20 protein-coding genes and 1 pseudogene are annotated in these 20501 nt (G+C 71.6%); 10 read left to right on the forward strand and 11 right to left on the reverse strand.

Annotation, left to right across the window (positions count from 1 at the left end; translation table 11 throughout):
- Nucleotides 1-42 precede the first annotated feature (42 nt).
- Together V6R91_RS13070 and V6R91_RS13075 are read right to left on the reverse strand one after the other, a co-directional pair.
- Nucleotides 43-1062, reverse strand: coding sequence for a TAXI family TRAP transporter solute-binding subunit (locus V6R91_RS13070; RefSeq protein ID WP_271062252.1), 1020 nt, complete (start codon nt 1060-1062; stop codon nt 43-45).
- A gap of 19 nt (nt 1063-1081) precedes the next feature.
- Nucleotides 1082-3250, reverse strand: coding sequence for a TRAP transporter permease (locus V6R91_RS13075; RefSeq protein WP_336395686.1), 2169 nt, complete (start codon nt 3248-3250; stop codon nt 1082-1084).
- A gap of 122 nt (nt 3251-3372) precedes the next feature.
- Between V6R91_RS13075 and V6R91_RS13080 the strand changes: the two genes are divergently transcribed.
- Genes V6R91_RS13080 through V6R91_RS13090 form a run of 3 tightly spaced genes read left to right on the forward strand, consistent with a single transcriptional unit; the run spans nt 3373 to nt 6376 of the window.
- Nucleotides 3373-4035, forward strand: coding sequence for a response regulator transcription factor (locus V6R91_RS13080; protein WP_271062254.1), 663 nt, complete (start codon nt 3373-3375; stop codon nt 4033-4035).
- Nucleotides 4032-5426, forward strand: a complete 1395-nt coding sequence (locus tag V6R91_RS13085; protein ID WP_336395687.1) for a HAMP domain-containing sensor histidine kinase — start codon at nt 4032-4034, stop codon at nt 5424-5426. The genes V6R91_RS13080 and V6R91_RS13085 overlap by 4 nt, the downstream gene beginning before the upstream one ends.
- Nucleotides 5423-6376 (forward strand): TAXI family TRAP transporter solute-binding subunit, encoded by a 954-nt coding sequence (locus V6R91_RS13090; protein WP_271062256.1) that lies wholly within the window; start codon nt 5423-5425, stop codon nt 6374-6376. The genes V6R91_RS13085 and V6R91_RS13090 overlap by 4 nt, the downstream gene beginning before the upstream one ends.
- Before the next feature lie 17 nt (nt 6377-6393).
- Here V6R91_RS13090 and V6R91_RS13095 read toward each other — a convergent pair whose 3' ends face one another.
- Nucleotides 6394-7026, reverse strand: a complete 633-nt coding sequence (locus tag V6R91_RS13095; protein ID WP_336395688.1) for an SOS response-associated peptidase family protein — start codon at nt 7024-7026, stop codon at nt 6394-6396.
- A gap of 69 nt (nt 7027-7095) precedes the next feature.
- Here V6R91_RS13095 and V6R91_RS13100 point away from each other — a divergent pair, with 69 nt between their 5' ends.
- A complete protein-coding gene (locus tag V6R91_RS13100; RefSeq protein ID WP_308288607.1) occupies nt 7096-8058 on the forward strand; it encodes a DMT family transporter in 963 nt (320 codons plus the stop codon).
- A gap of 227 nt (nt 8059-8285) precedes the next feature.
- Here V6R91_RS13100 and V6R91_RS13105 read toward each other — a convergent pair.
- A pseudogene (locus V6R91_RS13105) lies at nt 8286-8813 on the reverse strand (nitroreductase family protein); the annotation flags it as partial.
- The gene (msrB, locus tag V6R91_RS13110; protein ID WP_336395689.1) at nt 8810-9232 is read right to left on the reverse strand and encodes a peptide-methionine (R)-S-oxide reductase MsrB; all 423 of its coding nucleotides are present in this window, start codon (nt 9230-9232) and stop codon (nt 8810-8812) included. The pseudogene V6R91_RS13105 and the gene msrB, both read right to left, overlap by 4 nt.
- A 136-nt stretch (nt 9233-9368) precedes the next feature.
- Here msrB and V6R91_RS13115 point away from each other — a divergent pair, with 136 nt between their 5' ends.
- The 3 genes from V6R91_RS13115 to groL all read left to right on the forward strand — a co-directional run bounded on the left by V6R91_RS13115 (nt 9369) and on the right by groL (nt 12125).
- The gene (locus V6R91_RS13115) at nt 9369-9626 is read left to right on the forward strand and encodes a DUF3263 domain-containing protein (protein ID WP_271062261.1); all 258 of its coding nucleotides are present in this window, start codon (nt 9369-9371) and stop codon (nt 9624-9626) included.
- A 68-nt stretch (nt 9627-9694) separates the two neighbouring features.
- Nucleotides 9695-10396: a LytR C-terminal domain-containing protein gene (locus V6R91_RS13120; protein ID WP_336395690.1), complete on the forward strand. Its 702-nt coding sequence runs from the start codon at nt 9695-9697 to the stop codon at nt 10394-10396.
- Nucleotides 10397-10505: 109 nt separating this feature from the next.
- Nucleotides 10506-12125 (forward strand): chaperonin GroEL, encoded by a 1620-nt coding sequence (gene groL / locus V6R91_RS13125; protein ID WP_067249957.1) that lies wholly within the window; start codon nt 10506-10508, stop codon nt 12123-12125.
- A gap of 72 nt (nt 12126-12197) precedes the next feature.
- Here the strand turns inward: groL and V6R91_RS13130 are convergent, their stop codons facing one another.
- The 3 genes from V6R91_RS13130 to V6R91_RS13140 form a co-directional block, all read right to left on the reverse strand.
- Nucleotides 12198-12485 (reverse strand): WXG100 family type VII secretion target, encoded by a 288-nt coding sequence (locus V6R91_RS13130; RefSeq protein ID WP_067249954.1) that lies wholly within the window; start codon nt 12483-12485, stop codon nt 12198-12200.
- Nucleotides 12486-12621: 136 nt separating this feature from the next.
- A complete protein-coding gene (locus V6R91_RS13135; RefSeq protein WP_067249950.1) occupies nt 12622-14361 on the reverse strand; it encodes a sensor histidine kinase in 1740 nt (579 codons plus the stop codon).
- Between the two features lies 1 nt (nt 14362).
- Nucleotides 14363-15055, reverse strand: coding sequence for a response regulator transcription factor (locus V6R91_RS13140; RefSeq protein WP_067249947.1), 693 nt, complete (start codon nt 15053-15055; stop codon nt 14363-14365).
- A 160-nt stretch (nt 15056-15215) separates the two neighbouring features.
- Between V6R91_RS13140 and V6R91_RS13145 the strand changes: the two genes are divergently transcribed.
- Nucleotides 15216-15380, forward strand: a complete 165-nt coding sequence (locus tag V6R91_RS13145) for a hypothetical protein (RefSeq protein ID WP_336395691.1) — start codon at nt 15216-15218, stop codon at nt 15378-15380.
- A gap of 286 nt (nt 15381-15666) precedes the next feature.
- Here V6R91_RS13145 and V6R91_RS13150 read toward each other — a convergent pair whose 3' ends face one another.
- The 3 genes from V6R91_RS13150 to V6R91_RS13160 are packed head-to-tail and all read right to left on the reverse strand — an operon-like array spanning nt 15667 to nt 19391.
- Nucleotides 15667-17310, reverse strand: a complete 1644-nt coding sequence (locus V6R91_RS13150; RefSeq protein ID WP_336395692.1) for a DNA repair helicase XPB — start codon at nt 17308-17310, stop codon at nt 15667-15669.
- 57 nt (nt 17311-17367) lie between these two features.
- Nucleotides 17368-19095: a helicase-associated domain-containing protein gene (locus tag V6R91_RS13155; RefSeq protein ID WP_336395693.1), complete on the reverse strand. Its 1728-nt coding sequence runs from the start codon at nt 19093-19095 to the stop codon at nt 17368-17370.
- A 20-nt stretch (nt 19096-19115) separates the two neighbouring features.
- Nucleotides 19116-19391: a hypothetical protein gene (locus tag V6R91_RS13160; protein WP_271062466.1), complete on the reverse strand. Its 276-nt coding sequence runs from the start codon at nt 19389-19391 to the stop codon at nt 19116-19118.
- A gap of 115 nt (nt 19392-19506) precedes the next feature.
- Here V6R91_RS13160 and V6R91_RS13165 point away from each other — a divergent pair, with 115 nt between their 5' ends.
- Together V6R91_RS13165 and V6R91_RS13170 are read left to right on the forward strand one after the other, a co-directional pair.
- Nucleotides 19507-19887, forward strand: a complete 381-nt coding sequence (locus V6R91_RS13165) for a cold-shock protein (protein ID WP_067248523.1) — start codon at nt 19507-19509, stop codon at nt 19885-19887.
- Nucleotides 19871-20488, forward strand: a complete 618-nt coding sequence (locus V6R91_RS13170) for a DUF3027 domain-containing protein (protein ID WP_336395694.1) — start codon at nt 19871-19873, stop codon at nt 20486-20488. The genes V6R91_RS13165 and V6R91_RS13170 overlap by 17 nt, the downstream gene beginning before the upstream one ends.
- The last annotated feature ends 13 nt before the right edge of the window (nt 20489-20501 follow it).

A 20501-nucleotide genomic window follows, 5' to 3' on the forward strand; every position in this document is an offset into this window, starting at 1 on the left:
GAGGAGGGCCACGATCCTGGATCGTGGCCCTCCTCCGTCGTGTCAGCCCAGTTCGTCGAAGGCCTGCTTCGCGCCAGGGGCGAGGGGGATCGGGTCGGACTCCACGGCCCATGCCGGATCGAGCTCCTCCCCGGCCGGGTGCACCTGGGCGATCTCGTCCGCGTGGGTCCAGATCGCCGCGGTGATGCCGCACGCGAGCGCGTCGTCCATGTCGTCGCGGACGACGAGGACGTTGGGCACGACGATCGTCGGGATCGCCGCATCGGTGCGGTAGGTGTCCGCCGGGATCTCGCCCTCCTGGTAGACGGGGTTGATCTTCTGCATCGCCGGAAGCGCCGGGGTGATGTCGAGGAACCGCACGGCGTCCCCGTTCGTGGTGAACAGGTCCGTCAGGTTGGGCGTCGGCAGCCCGCCGGACCAGAAGAGCGCATCGATCGTCCCGTCCCGGAGTCCGTCGACGCTCGTCGCGAGGTCGAGACGCTGCGTCGTCACGTCGGTGTCGGGCGTGAGGCCCGCCGACTCCAGCAGGCGCAGCGCGATCACCTCGGTGCCCGACTTCGGCGAGCCCGTGGACACGGTCTTTCCCGCCATGTCCTCGAGCGATTCGATGCCGCTGTCGGCCCGGACGACGACCTGGGTGTAGTTCGAGTGCGTTCGGCCCAGCGTCTGGATCGGCTGCGGCTCGGTGAACGCCCCGGTGCCGGCGACCGCGTCGGCGGCCGTGTCGGCGAGGGAGAAGGCCATCGCATACTGGCCGGCGACGACCTGCTCGATGTTCTGTACGGAGGCGCCGGTCTCGGCCGCCGTCGCCCGCAGCGGTGTCTCGGACGACAGGACATCCGCGATCGCGCCGCCGAGGACGTAGTAGACGCCGGTGGAGTTGCCGGTGGCGATGGCGAGCTGCTGCGCGGGCGCCTCGCAGGTCCCCGACGCCGAGGTCTCGGGACTCTCGTCCGCACCGCCGCTCGGGCGGTTCTGGGCGCCGCCGCAGGCGGTGAGGGCGAGCCCGGCGACCACGAGAGCGGCGGCGGACCCGAGGAGACGGGTGGTGATGGTCGACATGGAGCGTTCCTTTCGATGGTCATGCGGGGGTGGGGACGGCCGGTGCCGACCCGCGCCGGGTGAGGACGAGATGGAGGACGACGGCGAGCGTGATGAGGGCGAGACCTGCGATCAGCGACGCGGTCTCGAGGTACAGGCAGAGCACCGCGCCGACCGCCAGCAGGATCCGTTCGGGCAGGCGCGCCCGGCGCAGGATCCATCCGCCGGTCGCGCCGGCGAGAGCCGCGACCGCGACGAGCTCGACCGCGCCGACCCAGAGCGCCATGCCGGGCCCTTCCCGCAACAGCAGCGCCCCGCCGGCCGGAGTGAGGACGAACGCGATCGGCACGAGGAACGCGGGCAGCGCGTACTTGGTGGCCTGCCACATCGTGCGCATCGTGTCCCCGCCGGTGATCGCGGCGGAGGCCACAGCCGCGAGCGCCGTCGGCGGAGACACCTCGGACAGGACCGAGTAGTAGAAGATGAACATCGCGACCTCCGGCGGCTCGACGCCGAGCGCGAGCAGGGCGGGGCCGATCACCACCCACGAGATGATGAACGACGCGGTGACGGGCACAGCCAGGCCCAGCAGGATGATCGCGAAGGCGGCGAGCAGCACGGTGATGGCGAGGACCGAGCGGGGATCCGACCCCAAGGACTCGCCGACGGACACGAGCATGCGCGCGAACGTGAGGCCGAGGCCGGTCTTGACGATGACGCTCGTGATGATCCCGGCGGCCGCGCAGACGGCCACCACGGGGATGGAGCTGCGGATGCCGCTTCCCAGCGCCCCGTAGAGGGACAGGACGTAGTCGCCGAGCGCACGGGGGAGGGTCGTGCGCTCGGCCGTCTCGTCGAGCGGGTCCCGGCGCGAGACGACGCGCTCGATCAGCCCGAACGCCACCGCCACGGCTGTCGCGTACACGATCGACCGGAACGGCGGCAGGCCCATGCCGAGGAACACGACGATGACGGCCAGCGACAGGAAGTGATATCCGAAGCGCGCCACGAGCTTCCCGACGTGTCGGCGCGGGATGTCGACCGCCTTGGTGCCGAACCGGCGGGCGTCGATCTCGACGGCCAGGAAGATCCCGGCGTAGTAGAGGATCGTGGGCACCAGCGCCCACACCATCACGTCGAAGTAGGACACCTGCAGGTACTCGGCGATGATGAACGCCGCCGCGCCCAGGGTCGGCGGGGAGAGGATCGCCCCGATGCCCGCGGCGGCGAGCATCCCGCCCGCGTTCTCCTTGGGGTAACCGGCGCGCTTGAGGATGGGCCACGCGAGGGATCCGAGGGTGACGGCCGTGGCGGTGCCCGAGCCCGACACGGTGCCGAGCAGGAACCCGCTGGTGACGACGGTGCGGCCGGGCGCCGACGGCGAGGTGCGGAACAGCGAGAACGAGAAGTCGATGAAGAAGCGGCCCGCGCCCGTCGCCGACAGCACGGCGCCGTAGATGATGAACAGCACGATGTAGGTCGCCGCGACGTTCAGCGGCGTGCCGAAGAACCCGGACTGGTCGTTGTAGAAGCCGTTGATGATCTGGTCGAAGTCCACCCCGACGTGCGAGATCGGCCAGTCCATGGGGAGGAAGCCGCCGTAGTACGCGTACAGGAAGAAGACCACGCAGAAGATCGGCAGCACCCATCCGGTCGTGCGTCGCGCCGCCTCCAGGATGAGGACGGTGAGCGCGGCGCCGGCGACCACGTCGACCAGCACGAGCGATCCCTGCCGGTCGAGGAAGGCGTTGAAGCCTCCGCCGCCGTCGCCGATCACGATGGGCACGATGGGGTAGGTCGCGACGACGACAGTCGCGATCGTCAGCGTCCAGTCCCACCAGGTCGGCCACGGAGACTCCGCGGCGCGCGTGCGTCCCCGGCGCCGCAGGCGACCGCGGTACAGGACGAAGGCGAGCGGCAGCGTCATCGACAGGAAGACGATGAGCGAGTACTGGGTGCCCTGCCGCATCGGGAAGAAGACGTGGTAGAGCACCACGAGACTGACGATCGCGCAGTAGGCCGTCACGATCCGGTCCAGCACGCGCGGGAGTGTCCGGGAGGGCAGTTCCTCGTCGACCTCGGCGATGATGTCGTCCGGGTCGGCGGAGATCGTGATCACGTCGGTGGTGGTCAGGGTGGCGACGTCGTCGCGGGGCCCGGTGGTGCGCGATGCCCCGTCTCCGCGTCGCTCGACTTCTTCGTCGGACATGCCGTCACGGTAGGACGCGGGGAGCGCCGGCAGGGAGGAACGGCGCGAGACCTAACGTCTCCTTAACGTTCGGGTCGTCGTCGGCCGGTCCGGACCGCCGGGGCCGCGCCTATCATGCAGGGATGCACGTTCTCATCGCGGAGGACGACCGCTCGGTCGCCGAGGCGCTGGCGGGCGCCCTGCGCCGCGCCGGGCACGAGGCCGATGCCGTGTCGCGCGGCAGCGACGTGCTCCTGCGGCACCGGGACGTCGATCTGCTGCTGCTCGATCTCGGGCTGGAGGACACCGACGGCTTCGACGTGCTCCGGCGACTGCGGCTGGTCAGCGATCTGCCGGTCATCGTCGTGACCGCGCGGGGGGATGAGCGCTCCACGGTGCGCTCGCTGCGCCTCGGCGCCGACGACCATCTCGTCAAACCGGTGCGCGTGCAGGAGTTCCTCGCCCGGGTCGAGGCGGTGGCACGCCGTCGAGCCGATGCCGCGCACCAGGACGAGATCGTCGTCGGCGACCTGCGCGTGGACCTCGCGGCACGACGGGCTTTCGGGCCGGACGCCGAGATCGCTCTGACGGCCACGGAGTTCGCGCTGCTCGGCGTGCTCGCGCGCCGGGTCGGCGCGGCCGTGAGCAGGGAGCAGATCCTGGACGAGGTGTGGGGCGACGCCTATGCCGCCCGGAGCCGCTCGTTCGACGTGCACCTGACGCAGCTGCGCCAGAAGCTGCCGCGCGGCGATCTGATCCGCACCATCCGCGGATACGGCTATCGGCTCGAGGCGCCGTCGCCGTGAAACTGCAGGTCCTGCTGCCGCTGATGCTCGCGGCGACGCTGGCGGTGATCGGGGTGATCCTCCCCATCGGCGCCGCGCTCGCTGCCAACCGCACGCAGGAGCTCGTGCTGACGCGCTCCGCGTCCATGGACCACATCGTGCAGCTGGCCGAGCTCGCGCTCGACGCGGACGACATGGCGGCGGCGGAGCAGTACCTCGACGTGTACCGGGAGGTCTACGGCGAACAGGCCGCCGTGGTCGACGCCACGGGCCGCGTCGTCGCCTCGACCGCCGGGCTGGACACGGGCTCTGCCGCGTTCCGACGCCTTGCGGCGACAGCCGCGCGCAACCTCCCGCAGATGACGGTCGAGACGCTCACGCCGTTCAGCGAGGACACGGCGCTCATCGCCGAGCCGATCCTGACCTCCGGCGAGACCACGACCGGCGCCGTCATCCTCGCCGTCGACCAGACGGCGGCCCGGCACGACGTGAGGTGGTCGTGGTCGGTGATCGGCCTGGTCGGCGCCGCCCTGCTCGTGGTCCTCGGCATGGCCGCTCTGCGGTGGACGCACTGGGTGCTCCGTCCGGTACGAGTGCTGGACGACGCGGCGCAGGGGTACCCGACCCAGCGGATCGCGCCGGACCAGATCACGGGACCTGTCGAGCTGCGGCGGCTGGCGAGCTCGTTCTCGCGGATGGCGGCCGGCGTCGAGCGTACGATCACGCAGCAGCGGGAGTTCGTGGCGGACGCGTCGCACCAGCTGCGCAATCCCCTCGCGGCGATCCGGCTCCGGGTCGACGGGCTCACGTTGGACGCGCCGGAGCGTTCCGACGAACTGCAGGCGGTCTCGGACGACCTGGATCGGCTCGAAGGCACGGTGTCGCGGATGCTCGACCTCGCCACGGCCGAGCACCGGGCGACCGTGCGCGTGTCGGGCGCCCAGGAGGACCACGGTGCGCCGCGCCGGTCGCATGTGCTGGCCGGCGCGGACGCGCTCGTCCAGCCGTTGCGACCTCTGCTGGACTCATGGCCGCAGCGGGTCGTCGTCAGCCCGGGGGAGACCCTGCGGGTCCGGTGCGCGCGCTCGGACCTGGAGGAGATCGTCGCCGCGCTGCTCGACAACGCGCACAAGTACGCCGGGGAATCGGCGACCATCCGGGTGGCGCTGCGCCGGCGCGGAGATGAGGCGGAGGTGAGCGTCGAGGACGACGGCCCCGGTCTCAGCGACGAGGAGTTCGCGCGGGCGGGCACCCGGTTCTGGCGCTCGCCGCGGCATCGCGGCGGCCACGGCACGGGCCTCGGGCTCGCGATCGTCGATCAGCTCGTTCGCGCCAACGACGGTCGCCTCACTCTGCTGCGGTCCGATGCCGGCGGTCTCCGAGTGGTCGTGACGTTCGGGGTCGACGAATGACCGCGAAGGAACCCACGGCGGGGTGGACGCGGCGGGGCGTCCTCGGCCTCGCCGGTGCCGTGCTCGGCACCGGGCTGCTCTCGGCGCTCTCCGGATGCGCATCGCCGGCCATCCGGTCGCTGGAGATGGCCTGCGGCGAGCCGGGCGGAACCTACATCCGGTTCGGACAGCTGCTCGCGTCCTCGGTGGAGCGGGCGGGAATCGCGGCGCGAATGCGGGTGCGCGAGACCGAGGGGAGCGTGCAGAACCTGGAGCTGCTCCGAACGGGCGCGGTGCGTCTGGCGATCTCGCTCGCGGACGCCGTCCCGGATCCTCCCGCGGGTCTCGCCGCCATCGGTCGCGTCTACCAGAACTACCTGCAGTGCATCGTCCCCGAGGGGCGCACCGGACTGACCGAGCTGCGCGGCCACGCGGTCTCCATCGGCGCCGCGGGTTCGGGCACGGCGCTCAGCGCCCGGCGCGTCCTCGACGCGCTCGACCTCCTCGGCGATGGCGGGGTCGAGCCCCGCGAGATGCGCCTGAGCGATGCGGTGCAGGCACTCGGTGAGGGATCCATCGGCGCCCTGTTCTGGTCGGGCGGCGTCCCGTTGCCCGCCCTGTCGGCGCTGGGGGAGGGGGCGCCGATCGCGCCCATCGACCTGACGGCGGCGCTCGATCTGCTTCGTGAGCGCTATCCCCGGGTCTACCACCCGACGGCCATCCCCGCCGGCGTCTACGGGCTGCGGGAGAGCCTGCCGTCGATCGGCGTGCCGAACCTCCTGCTCGTGCGCGAGGACGAACAGGACCACCTCGCGGCCGCTCTCGTCGACCGCCTGATCGACGACGCATCGAGACTGGTCCCCGATCCGTCCGTGGGTGTGCAGTTCCTGACGCCGTCCAACCTCATCGACACCGCCTCCGTGCCGCTGCATCCCGCCGCGCGTCGCCGCTACCGCGAGCGTCACGGCTGAGGCCCGGCCACGCGGCGTCAGGGGGCGCTGGACAGGGACGCGGCCTCGATCCACCGGGTCGCCTCGGACGAGGCGAGAAGCGCCTCGTCCATGACCTCGCGGGTCGCCGGCGCGGTCAGCCATTCGCTCGCGAACGACGGTGGCACGAGGACCGGCATCCGGTCGTGGATGCCGGACAGTCGTTCCGGCGCGGGCTGCATGACGATCGAGTAGCAGGTGAACCAGTCGTCGCCGATCCGGCCCCGCTGGGCGACGGCGGCCATGCCGAACAGCGTCGGCTCGCCGAGGCGGAACTCGTGCCACACCCGGTTCGGCTTCTGCATCTCGAACCACCGCGTGGCGGGCACGATCGCCCGGGTGCGCAGGCCGCCCGGACGCTCCTGCAGCCGCTCGGACCGGGTGTTGATCGACGGGAACCGGGACGGGGCACCGTCGATGAGGAAGCCCCACCAGGCGAGCTCCAGCGCCGGCGCGTCGTCGCGCTGCACCACCAGGGGATTGAGGTTGCGCATGTTCTTGCCCGTGGGTCGCAGCGTCTCTCCGGCGTTCTGCGCCGCCCACGCGCGGATCCCCTCCAGCAGTTCGTCGTCCGCCTCCTCCAACAGCTGGGCGTCGCTGAAACGGGGATCGAGGCCATAGCTCGCGCACATGCGGACAGCGTACTGCCGCCCGCCGACACCGACGCGGGGCGGTGCCCGGGCCTCCGGTAGGGTCGTCGGGTGAGGGAACGGACGGGTCGCGCGGGAACCGCGCTCGCCGTCGGCGGCGCCGTCGCGATCGGCGCGATGACCGCGGTTCAGGCGAGGGTGAACGGCGTCCTGGGCGTCCGGCTCGGCGACGGGATCGTCGCCGGCTTCGTGTCCTTCTCCGTCGGTCTGATCGTGCTCCTGCTCGTCGTCCCGCTCCTGCCGTCCGGCCGCGCAGGCGTCGCGCGGCTGTGGCGCGGCGTCCGGGGCAGGACGATCCCGCCGTGGATGCTCCTCGGCGGCGTCTGCGGGGCGCTGACCGTGTCGACCCAGGGCCTGGTGGCGGGCGTCCTCGGCGTCGCCCTGTTCACCGTCGGGGTGGTCGCCGGGCAGACTCTGCACGGCCTGGTCCTCGACCGGATCGGCATCGGCCCCGCCGGGGTGGTCGCGGTCACGCCGGGACGCGTGCTCGGCGGGCTGCTCGCCCTCGTCGCGGTGGGAATCTCCCTGGGCGGCGACGTCCTGTCGCGGGCGCCGCTGTGGATGCTCGTGCTGCCCTTCGCCACGGGCGTGGGCATCGCGTTCCAGGCGGCGGCCAACGGGCGTCTCGGCCAGCGGGTCTCCTCGCCGATCACGGCGACGCTGACGAGCTTCCTCGGCGGGACCCTCGTCCTCGCCGCGGCCGCCGGGCTCAGTATCCTGGCGGGCGGGCCGCCGAACGCCCTGCCGGCCGAGCCCTGGCTGTACCTCGGCGGGCTGCTCGGCTTCGCCTACATCCTGCTGGGGGTCGTCGTCGTCGCCCGGACGGGCGTCCTGCTCATGGGACTCGGTGCGGTCCTCGGCCAGCTCGCGACCTCGATCGCGATCGACTTCCTGTGGCCCCCCGCTGCCGGACCCGCCGCCTGGCAGACCGTCCTCATGATCGTCGTCGCCGCGTGCTCCGTGGTCGTGGCGGTGCCGTGGCGCCGGCGCCGGTCCGGCGGGGCTTCCCGCTAGTGCGCGTCAGCGCCGGCGGCAGCCTCGCGGCGCAGGCGCTCCAGACGCCGCTCCGCCTTGCGCAGCTTCGCGACCTTCTTCTCCGCCTTGCGGATCCGCGCGGCCCGGCGCGCTGTCGGATCCTTCTTCTCCGCCTTCTTCGGTTCTTTCTTCGCCTTCTTCGAGGAAGGGCGCTGCGGCGACCCGGGGTGTTCCGAGGCGACGTCCTCGCCCGTCGCGGAAGGACCCGGGAGGTCTGACAGCACGAGGGCGGGGTCGAGCGTCTTGCGCCTTCCGGCAGAACGCTCCGGCTTGCCGCCGACGTAGAGCCAGCCGAGCAGCGCCTCGTCCGGGCCCAGCCCGTGGACGGCGGCGACGTCCGGCGAGCGCGTGTACCCGCCGGTCCGCCAGATCACGCCCCAGCCGGCCTCGTCCAGGAGGAGGCTCAGCAGATGGGCGACGCCGGAGGCGACGGCCTCCTGCTCCCACCGAGGGACCTTCTCGCTGGCGCGATAGCTCGCCACCACGGCGATGAGGAGCGGAGCCCGCAGCGGCTTCGTCGAGGGCTCGTCCGCGCCCTGCGCGCGGGCGATCGCCGCGCCCAGCGCGTGCCGGTCGTCGCCGCGCAGGACGATCAGCCGCCACGGGCGCAGCGAGGAGTGGTCGGCGACGCGGCCCGCGGCGGCGACGAGCTCCGCGAGCGCCGCCGGCGAGGGCGCGTCATCGGTGACCTTCGACCAGGACTGTCGGGCGAGCGCGGCGTCGCGCGCGCTCACGGTGCGGTCTCGCCGGCGTCCGACTCGGGCTGGAACGACAGGGCGACCGAGTTCATGCAGTAGCGGTCTCCCGTGGGGGTGCCGAAGCCGTCGGGGAAGACGTGTCCCAGGTGCGAGCCGCACGCGGCGCACCGCACCTCCGTGCGCACCATGCCGAGGCTGGTGTCCTCGATCAGGTCGACCGCCTCGGGGCGGATCGACTCGTAGAAGCTCGGCCAGCCGCAGCCCGAGTCGAACTTGGTGCCGCTGCGGAACAGTTCCGCGCCGCAGGCCCCGCAGGTGTAGAGGCCGGCCCGATGCTCGTCGAGCAGCTCGCCCGTCCACGGACGTTCGGTCGCCGCCTCGCGGAGCACGGCGTACCGATCGGCGCCGAGCTCCGAGCGCCACTCGTCGTCGGTCTTGTTCACGCGATAGTCCATGAGGTTCCTCCCGGAGTGCGGTTGCCCCTCCATTCTCGTCTCTTCCGCCGCCCCCGGGGTCGCGGTGCCGTGCCGGATGCAGGGATCGCGGAGCGCCTGCCGGGGTCGCCGGTCACGCGGACGTACGCTGAGCGGGATGACCGAGCAGCTGTCCGACCGCGATCGCGGCCTCCTCGCCTTCGAGGCGCGCTGGCCGCGGCACAGCGGGGCCAAGGAGGAGGCGATCCGCGTCGAGCTGGATCTGCCGCCCGCTCGGTACTACCTGCTCCTGGACCGGCTGATCGACACGGCGCCGGCGCTTGAGCACGATCCCCTGCTCGTGCGGCGTCTCCGGCGGATGCGGGACGAGGCCGAGCAGCGGCGCGCCTCCCGCCTGTCCGGCGTCGCGCGCTGACGGCGTATCCCCCGGAGCGGGCGGCGGCACGCTCAGGGGGCGCACAGGCGTACCGCTAACATCGAGGGGTGCCCACACCCGATCGCGACCGCTTCGACGACGTCCCCCGCACGCACGGCCGCGTCGGTGCGCACCGGGCCGAGAACCCGGGCATGAACGGCTGGGTCGTGCTGCTGTGGTCGATCGTCGCGGCGTTGGTCCTGATCGTCGCCGGTGTGTTCGGCGCCATGGTCGTCATGGGCAAGATCTCCTTCGGTCCCGAGCCGACCGTGAGCGTCGCGCCGTCCAGCCCCGAGACCTCGGCGCCGACGCTCGACACCTCCTATGCGGTGCTCGTGCTCAACGCGACCACCGTGGACAACCTGGCCGCCACGGTGCGCGATTCGATCGTGAGCGCCGGCTACCCGGAGACGGCGGTGATCGCCAGCAACGCGGACGCCACCGACTTCCCGCAGACGACCGTGTACTTCCAGAACCCGGAGGACCAGGCCGCGGCCGAGGCGCTGGCCGGTCTGATCGGCGGGGCGCAGGTCCTGCAGAGCGACGTGTACGCCGACGACGTGGTCGAGGGCCAGAAGCAGCTGACGGTGGTGATCGGTCTCGACCGGGTGCCGGCGGACGCGCCCTCCGAGGAGCAGCCGCCGGCCGAGGAGCAGCCGCCGGCCGAGGACGCTTCCGCCGACACCACGGCGGAGGGGACCGCGGACAGCACGGCGGATACGACCGCCGAGGCCGAGGCGGACGCCAGCGCAGACGCGACGGCGGAGTAGCGCCGGGGGCGGCTTGCACTCGATGGGGGCGAGTGCCAGAATGGCATTAGCACTCGCTCTCGCTGAGTGCTAAACCCAACGCCTACGTCCAGGAGGGACGACACTACTCATGGCAAAGATCATCGCTTTCGATGAGGAGGCCCGCCGTGGCCTCGAGCGCGGCCTGAACATCCTGGCCGACGCGGTCAAGGTGACGCTCGGCCCGCGCGGCCGCAACGTCGTGCTCGAGAAGAAGTGGGGCGCCCCCACGATCACGAACGACGGCGTGTCGATCGCCAAGGAGATCGAGCTCGACGACCCGTACGAGAAGATCGGTGCGGAGCTCGTCAAGGAGGTCGCCAAGAAGACCGACGACGTCGCGGGTGACGGAACCACCACCGCGACCGTCCTCGCCCAGGCGCTCGTCCGCGAGGGCCTGCGCAACGTCGCCGCCGGCGCCGACCCGATCAGCCTGAAGAAGGGCATCGAGAAGGCCGTCGCCGCGATCACCGCCGAGCTGCTCGAGAACGCCAAGGAGATCGAGTCCAAGGAGCAGATCGCCGCGACCGCCTCCATCTCGGCGGCCGACACGGAGATCGGCGCGCTCATCGCCGAGGCCATCGACAAGGTGGGCAAGGAGGGCGTCGTCACCGTCGAGGAGTCACAGACCTTCGGCACCGAGCTCGAGCTCACCGAGGGCATGCGCTTCGACAAGGGTTACCTGAACCCCTACTTCGTCACGGACCCGGACCGCCAGGAGGCCGTCTTCGAGGACCCGTACATCCTCATCGCGAACCAGAAGATCTCCAACATCAAGGACCTTCTTCCGGTCGTCGACAAGGTGATCCAGGACGGCAAGGAGCTCGTCATCATCGCCGAGGACGTCGAGGGCGAGGCGCTCGCGACCCTGGTGCTGAACAAGATCCGCGGCATCTTCAAGTCGGTCGCCGTCAAGGCCCCCGGCTTCGGCGACCGCCGCAAGGCCCAGCTGCAGGACATCGCGATCCTCACGGGCGGCACGGTCATCACCGAGGAGGTCGGTCTCAAGCTCGAGAACACCACGCTCGACCTGCTCGGCCGCGCGCGCAAGGTCATCGTCACCAAGGACGAGACCACGATCGTCGAGGGGGCCGGCGACGCCGACCAGATCGCCGGTCGCGTGACCCAGATCCGTCGTGAGATCGAGAACACCGACAGCGACTACGACCGCGAGAAGCTGCAGGAGCGCCTCGCCAAGCTCGCCGGCGGCGTGGCCGTCATCAAGGCGGGTGCGGCGACCGAGGTCGAGCTCAAGGAGCGCAAGCACCGCATCGAGGACGCCGTGCGCAACGCCAAGGCGGCCGTCGAGGAGGGCATCGTCCCCGGTGGTGGCGTGGCCCTCATCCAGTCCGGCACCAAGGCGCTGGCCGCCCTCGAGCTCTCGGGCGACGAGGCGACCGGTGCGAACATCGTGCGCGTCGCGATCGAGGCCCCACTGAAGCAGATCGCCCTCAACGCCGGCCTCGAGCCGGGTGTCGTCGCGGCGAAGGTCTCGGAGCTCCCCGCGGGCCAGGGACTGAACGCGGCCACCGGCGAGTACGGTGACATGTTCGGCCAGGGCATCATCGACCCGGCCAAGGTGACCCGTTCGGCGCTGCAGAACGCCGCGTCGATCGCGGGTCTGTTCCTCACGACGGAGGCCGTCGTGGCGGACAAGCCGGAGAAGGCTGCGGCTGCTCCGGCCGACCCGACGGGCGGCATGGACTTCTGATCCCGCTCTGACGAAGAGGACCCCCGGCGTCTCGCCGGGGGTCCTCTTCGTTTCGGGGTGAGCGGTGCCGGATCAGCGGAACAGCGCCGCCGAGTACTGCTCGGCCTGCACGTACTGCTGCCCCGCCTGATCCAGGGCCTGGGTGATCGCGGCCAGCGCCTGCTCCACCTGGCTCTGCGCGGCCTGCCACTGCTCGTTCGCGGACTGGAACGCCGCGGAGGCCCCACCGGTCCAGGTGTTCTGCAGCATCGTGAAGTGTCCTCGCAGCGTGACCGTCTCCTGCTGGAGCCGCTCCACGGCGGCGCGCATGGAGTTGGTGACCGAGAAGACGTCGTCGGTGTTGACGGTGATGACGGACATGGGCGTTTCCCTTCGAAGAGGCGTCTGCGGACGCTTCGACGCTACGGACCGCGGCTCCGGCTCCGACCGCGTCTCCCACGATCCGTGGAGGAGACAGAGGCGGCCCGGGCGGTGCAGGAGGAGCCGCGGGATCGGGTCAGAGGTCGAGGGGCTCGATGGGCTGGGTGTCCTGCAGGAGGTGCTCGGGCGTCGCGCGGGACGGGGCGAGCGGGAGCTCCACGGTGAAGGTCGCCCCGCCCCCGTCGGTCTCGGTGACGTTCACGGAGCCCTGCAGCGCTTGGACGATCGAGGCCACGATGGCCAGACCGAGCCCGGATCCGCCCGTCTCCCGGGCGCGGGAGCTGTCGGCCCGCCAGAAGCGCTGGAAGATCTGCTCGCGGATCGGTTCGGGGACGCCCTCGCCGTGGTCGACGATCGAGAACCAGCCGACGCCCTTGTGGCGATCGGCGCCCACCACGATCTCGATCGGGGCGTCGTCAGCGGAGAAGCGCCGAGCGTTGCCGAGGAGGTTCGCGATCACCTGGCGGACCTTGTTCTCCTCGCCGAGCACGATCGGCGGAGTGGACACCGGCGCCACGACCGCCTCGGAGAAGTCGATCTGCGGCATCGGCGGCGTCTCGCGGGCCTTCCGGCGCAGGCGCGAGAGCGAGATCGGCACGCGGCCCCGGGTGCCGACCGGACGGGTCGTCGGCGTCTCCTCGGTCCGCGGTCGGTGCGGGAGATGCGGGCGGTGGTTCGGGGTGCTCGTCGGAGTCGGGGTCGTGGTCTCCGCGGTCGTGTCGACGACCGTCACCGGCCGCCGCGGCGCCGCGGCGCGCAGGTCCAGGGCCGCGTCCTGGGCGAGGGGCCGCAGATCCAGCGGTTCGATCGTCAGCTCGCGCTGCTCGTCGAGGCGCGCGAGGGCCAGCAGGTCCTCGACGAGCACGCCCATCCGCAGCGCCTCCTTCTCGATCCGCTCCATGGCGCGGGCGGTGTCCTCCTCGCCCGAGATCGCGCCCATGCGGTACAGCTCGGCATAGCCGCGCACGCTCACCAGCGGGGTGCGCAGCTCGTGGCTGGCATCGCCGATGAAGCGACGCATGTGGCTCACCGTGCGGTCGCGCTGGGCGATGGAGGCGTCCAGCCGATCGAGCATCGTGTTGATCGCGGTGTTGAGCCGGCCCACCTCGGTCGTGGGCTCGAGATCCGTCATGCGCTGACTGAAGTCGCCCGCCGCGATCGCCATGGCGGTCGACTCGACCTGACCCAGCCGGCGGAAGGTGAGGGTGACGAGGCCGCGGGTCGTCAGCGCGGCGACGAGGATCGTCAGCAGCGCGATCGTGGTGAACACCCCGAGATAGGTGGTGATGATCTCGTCGGTCTCGTGCAGCGACAGCGCGACGACCTGTGTGTAGGTCGCGCTCGCCCCGGGGATCGGACGCACCGCGGCGCTGGCCCGGAACTCTGTGCCCTGTGCGCCGTGCAGCACGAGGACCGCGTCGGCGTCGGCATGGGCCTCGGCGACGGTGTAGTTCGGGTCGAAATCCGGCGGGACGTCACCGGGGGAGCCGCCCGCGATGCCCTTGAGGTTCCCCGCGGCGTCATAGATGGCCACGAAGTAGCTGGACAGCCGCAGCGCATCCGGCTTGGCCGTCGCGACCAGCCCGCCCTCGCCGTCCGCGGCGATCGTGAAGTACCGGCTGGCGACGTCGGTGGACACCAGCGCGGGCAGCTGCGACTCGACGTTCCCGATCAGGGACGAGCGCAGGATCGGCATCGTGCCGATCCCGGTGACGATGAGTCCCAGGGCGAGGACCGCCACGGTGACCCCGGTGACCTTGGCGCGCAGGCTGATGCGCCGCCACCATCGGGTGACCGCGTCGGTCTTGTGGGACATCTCAGGCCGACTTGCCGACCTTCAGCATGTAGCCGAAACCGCGCTTGGTCTGGATCACCGGCTCCGTGGTGTGCGGATCGATCTTGCGCCGGAGATAGGAGATGTAGCTCTCCACGATCCCCGCATCGCCGTTGAAGTCGTATTCCCAGACGTGGTCGAGGATCTGCGCCTTGGACAGCACACGGTTCGGGTTGAGCATGAGATAGCGCAGCAGCTTGAACTCGGTGGGGCTGAGCTCGATCGACGTCGATCCGACCATGACGTCGTGCGTGTCCTGGTCCATCGAGAGCTCGCCGGCGCGGATCATCGACTCCTCGTCCGCCTGCATCGTGCGGCGGAGGATCGCCTGTGCGCGAGCGACGATCTCGTCCAGGCTGAACGGCTTGGTGACGTAGTCGTCCCCGCCGGCGTTGAGCCCCTCGATCTTGTCCTCGGTCTCGTCCTTGGCGGTGAGGAAGAGGATCGGGGCGGTGAACCCCGCGCCGCGCAGACGCTTGGTGACGCTGAACCCGTTCATGTCCGGAAGCATGACGTCCAGGATGATCAGATCCGGCTCCTCCTCCAGGACGGCGGAGATGGTGGCGGCGCCGTTGGCGACCGTCTTCACGGAGAACCCGGCGAAGCTCAGGCCCGTGGACAGCAGGTCGCGGATGTTCGGCTCGTCGTCGACGACCAGGATGCGCGCTTCAGTCATGCCCCCATTATGGTGATCGCGGCCATGCATGTCCTGGATTCGCTGGGAGACGTGTTCCCGGCGGTGTCGGACACCCCATGCCGTGTGCCGTCGGAGGCCCCGTGCCGTGGGCCGTCGGACGCGGTGCCCGTTCGCGTCGTGCGCGGAGTACCGTGGCGGCATGGACGCGGATCGGGGCACGGGATTCGAGGAGGACGCGGCGGACCACGGTGGCGACGCGGCCTGCTGGCTGGCCCAGGTCTGCCCCGAGTGCGGGGCCCTGCTCGATGACCGCGTCAGCCCGTGCTGGCGCTGCGGGCGCAGCCCCGGCGCGAGCGACGCCTGAGTCCCTTCCCTCCCGGCGGCCGCGCGTGGAATCAGGCAGACGCGCGGGATCAGGCAGAGAGGCGCTGCGCGTGCCTGTTCTCGCGTGTTCGCCTGAGCTCGCGCGCTGAGAGCGCGCGTGAGGCACGGCACCGGGCGCGTGGGAGTGTGCGTGTGGAATCAGGCAGACGCGCGGGATCAGGCAGAGAGGCGCTGCGCGTGCCTGTTCTCGCGTGTTCGCCTGAACTCGCGCGCTGAGAGCGCGCGCGGCAGCGCACCGGGCGCGTGGGCTCGCGCCCGGAACGCTGTCAGGCGGCGGCGAGCTCGTCGGCGTCGAGGATCGTGTAACTGTAGCCCTGCTCGGCGAGGAAGCGCTGGCGGTTCTGGGCGTAGTCCTGATCCACCGTGTCACGGGCGATGAGCGTGTAGAAGCTCGCCGTGTGCCCGGACTGCTTGGGGCGCAGGAGGCGGCCCAGACGCTGCGCCTCCTCCTGGCGGGACCCGAAGGAGCCGGAGACCTGGATCGCCACGGACGCCTCGGGAAGGTCGATCGAGAAGTTCGCGACCTTCGAGACGACGAGGAGCTCGATCTCGCCCTCGCGGAACCGGCGGTACAGCTCCTCGCGCTCGTCCACGGGGGTGGCCCCGGTGATCTGCGGAGCGCCGAGGGCGTCGGAGAGCGTGTCCAGCTGGTCGAGGTACTGGCCGATGACGAGGATGCGCTCGCCGGGGTGCTTGGCGATGAGCTCTCGGACGGCCGTGATCTTCGCCGGCGCCGAGGCGGCGAGCCGGTAGCGCTCGTCGTCGGTCGCCGCCGCGTACTCCAGCCGGTCCCCGGGCGGGAGGTCCACGCGGACCTCATAGCAGGCGGCGGGGGAGATGAACCCCTGCGCCTCGATCTGCTTCCACGGCGCGTCGAAGCGCTTGGGGCCGATGAGGCTGAACACGTCGCCCTCGCGGCCGTCCTCACGCACGAGCGTCGCCGTCAGGCCGATCCGGCGGCGGGCCTGGAGGTCCGCGGTCAGCTTGAACACGGGGGCCGGGAGCAGATGCACCTCGTCGTACACGATCAGGCCCCAGTCCATCTCGTCCAGGAGGGAGAGGTGCGCGTACTGGCCCTTCCGTTTCGCCGTGAGGATCTGGTAGGTCGCGATGGTCACCGGCTTGACCTCCTTGACCTGCCCGGAGTACTCGCCGATCTCCTCCGCCGTGAGGGAGGTGCGCTTGAGCAGCTCGTCGCGCCACTGCCGGGCGGACACGGCGTTGGTCACCAGGATCAGGGTCGTCGTCTTGGTCGCGGCCATCGCGCCAGCGCCGACGATGGTCTTCCCCGCGCCGCAGGGGAGCACGATCACGCCGGATCCGTCCTTCTCGTACGCGTCGACGGCCTGGCGCTGGTACGGGCGCATCTCCCAGCCGTCCTCGGCGAGTGCGATCTCATGCGGCGTGCCGGGGGTGTACCCGGCGAGGTCCTCGGCGGGCCAGCCGATCTTCAGCAGCTCCTGCTTGATCTGCCCGCGCGCCCAGGCGTCGACGACGTACGTGTCGGGAGCCGGGTGTCCGATCAGCAGCGGCTGGATCCGCTTGTTGTGCGCCACCTGCGTGAGCACGGCCGGATCGGTGGAGCGCAGGATCAGCGTGCCCTCCTCGTCGCGCTCGATCACCAGCCGCCCGTAACGGTCCACGGTCTCGCGCAGGTCGACTGCGACCGAGGGGGGAACGGGGAACCGCGACCAGCGATCGAGCGTCTCCAGCATGTCGTCGGCGCTGTGGCCCGCGGCGCGCGCGTTCCACAGCCCGAGCCGGGTGATCCGATAGGTGTGGATGTGCTCGGGCGCGCGCTCCAGCTCGGCGAAGATCGCCAGCTCGTGCCGCGCGCTCTCGGCATCGGCGTGGGCGACCTCGAGCAGGACGGTGCGGTCGCTCTGGACGATCAGGGGGCCATCGGACATAGCCGTCCAGTCTACCCGGCGCCCGTGCATGGGCGGCGGTGCGTCGGGGTCGGCGGGTCAGGCGGTCCCGGACTCGACGACGCGGGTGGAGCGGATGCTGCGCACGGGAAGGGTGCGTTCCACATCCGCGGCGCGGTCCCGGCCGCGCAGGCGTCCTCCGCCGAGACCCGTGACCTCCAGGACGAGCTCGCGGGTGGTGCCGTCGGGCATCGCGACCTCGACGGCGAGCACCTCCCGGTGGCGGACGGCGTGCTCCAGCTCCCGGTCGAGCCACGCCGCGTCCGCGTCCGGCCCCTGGGCGGCGCGGAGGCGGGCCAGAAGCCCGGCGTAGCGGGCGCGCGGCTCCTCCGCCTCCGAAGCGGGCTCCACCGTGCCGGGACGCGACGCGCGCTCGTCCCGCCCGTCCGGTCCGATGAGGCTCGCAGGATAGTGCTCGTCGATCAGCGCCCAGAAGACGGCTTCTCGCCCGACGCGGGTGAGAAGGGCCCCGTCCTCCGCGACCAGGCCCAGCGGACGCAGCGCCTGGTCCACGGCGATGGCCTCCAGGAGGTGGGGGTCGGAGCTGGTGACGAGCGTCCGTCCCGACTCCGGATGGGAGCCGACGCGGATCAGACCGTGGCGCTGGGCCGCCTGCGAGATGAGGTACCGGAGCGGTTGGGGGACGCCGGTGAGGGAGAGCGATTCGAGGAACCCGAGGACGCCCTCCTCGGTCTCGCCCGACGCCAGGGCCGCGGCCACGGCATCCGCGGTGAAGCGATACGAAGAGGCCTGCGCCGCGGACTCGCGCACGGCGAAGGTGCGAAGGCGCAGGTCGAGCGCGGGAAGGAGCGGACCGGGCGCGATGGCCGTCAGATCGTTCTGCAGGAAGATGCGGTCCACCTCGGCCGGGAGATGGGCGCTGAGGGCGTCCCGGTCGGCCGGTCGCCCTCGTCGCAGAGAGGTGCCCCACGGCGTCTCGGCCCCGGAGACGTGGAGTCCGAGGAGGGCGGCCCGGCGGAGCAGATCGGTGGCGGTCTGATCCCACGACGGGTCCCAGGGGTGCGCCAGGGGCCACTGATCGTAGGCCGCCCACCCGCCGTCGTCCGTTCGCAGCGGCCGGGGGAGCGAGGACCGGAGGCCCTCGGCGAGGGCCGCCCATCTCTCCGGACCGGTCAGGGCGAGCCACTGCTCGCCGCGCGTCGTCATGCGCAGCTGTCGATCCACGGGACGCAGCAGGCCCGCGGCGGTGCCGAGGGCGAAGAGGTCGTCCAGCAGCGCGGAATCGTCCGGCAGACCATGATCCACGGCACGGCGCTTCTCGATCGCACCGACCTGTCCGCCGGCGAGAAGACCGAACGGCGACTCCTGCGCCAGCACCAGGAGGTCGGCGAGGACCGCCGTCGTCGTGAACGCGCGCTCCGCGGCGCCAGCCGAGGCCGGTGCGTCCGCTTCCGCGGGGGCGTCGCCCGCGGCGGGGACGCGCGGCGCCGCTCGCTCCCCGAGGGCGGCCGAGACGGACGGGAACGGCGATCCGTCGGCGCGCAGCAGCCCGGCCGCCTCGAGGCCGGCGCGGGCGGCGCCTGCGTCCCGCCCTGCGGCGGCCTCGACGAGGGCGTACGCCTCCTCGGCGGAGAGGCGGGGCAGCAGCCGTGTGATCGACGCGGTCTCGAGCAGCGCCTCCGCGGCGTCGAAGAAGTCCTCCCACGGCGCGTCGGGCCGCACCTCCCGGCGGGCGAACAGCTCCGCCACCTCGTCGTCGGACCGGGCGGCGAGCGCTTCGGCGAGCGGGCGTGCGTGACTGCTCATCGTCGAGCCGGGCAGCGGCGTCAGGAGCGCCGCGCCGCGCGTCCTCTGCGCACGAAGTTCATCACGAGCAGGGCGATGATCATCAGCAGCGCGATCGGCAGGCCCCACAGCGGGATCGCGGCGACGACCGGCCAGACCCCGCCGCCGAAGTCGGCCTGCGACATCCCGAACGCGGTGCCGAAGATGATCGCGAAGAAGCACAGGATCGAGGCCGCGGCGAGTCCCAGGGCGGTGAACGCGAGGAAGCGGTCGAGGGCGCGGACCGGGACGTCGTCGGCGCGCGGGGAAGTGCTCATCCGTCTCAGCCTACCCGCTCCGAGACCGGTAGGCTGGAGAGCGCGGACGGGTCCCGTCCGCGCGCCCATACGCCGGATCCGCCGATCCGGTCCCACCGATCAGCGAGGTTCTCCCATGCCCACCGGCAAGGTCAGGTTCTACGACGACGAGAAGGGGTTCGGCTTCATCTCCACGGATGACGGCCAGGACGTCTTCCTGCACGCCACGGCCCTCCCCGCCGGCGCCACCATCAAGGCCGGATCCCGCGTCGAGTTCGGTCTCGCCGACGGCAAGCGCGGTCCTCAGGCGCTGTCGGTGCGCGTGCTCGAGGCTCCGGTGAGCCTCGCCAAGGCGAAGCGGAAGTCCGCGGACGACATGGCGATCATCGTCGAGGATCTGGTGAAGCTCCTCGACGGCATCGGCGGCGACCTGCGTCGCGGCCGTTACCCCTCCTCCTCCCACGGCCGCAAGATCGCGGCCGTCCTGCGCAAGGTCGCCGATGACCTCGACGCCTGAGGCGGACCAGCGCCTGCTCGATGCGAGGGATCTCGCCCTCGCCGCGCTGCACGAGATCACGCCGGCATCCACGGTCGGCCCTCCCGCCGGCCACCAGGTGGAGGCCGACGGGTCCGTCTCTCTCACGTTCGAGAACCGCCTGGCCGGATACCCCGGGTGGTACTGGACGGTCACCGTCGCGCGCGTGGACGACGCCGAGCCGACCGTCCTCGAGGTCGAGCTGCTTCCCGGCGACGGTGCGCTGATCGCGCCGGACTGGGTGCCGTGGGCCGAGCGTCTCGCGGAGTACCGCGCGCACCAGGCCGAGCTGGCAGAGCAGGCGGCGGCGCAGGGAGACGATGAGGACGAGGACGCGGATCTCGACGACGACGAGGCCCTCGACGACGAGGACACCGACGAGGAGTCCGACGACGAGGAAGAGTTCGACGACGACTCGGACGAGGAGGCGGTGGCGCCGCGTCTGCACGCGGGCGACGTCGACGGCGTCGACATCGACGAGCTCGACGAGTCCGCCGACGACGAGGACTCCGAAGACGACGAGGAATCCGAGGACGACGAGGGTCGTCAGGGCGACGAAGCGGGGGACTCCGAGGAGGAGTAGGCGGTCCGCACGA

The sequence above is a fragment of the Microbacterium sp. CCNWLW41 genome, assembly GCF_037083505.1.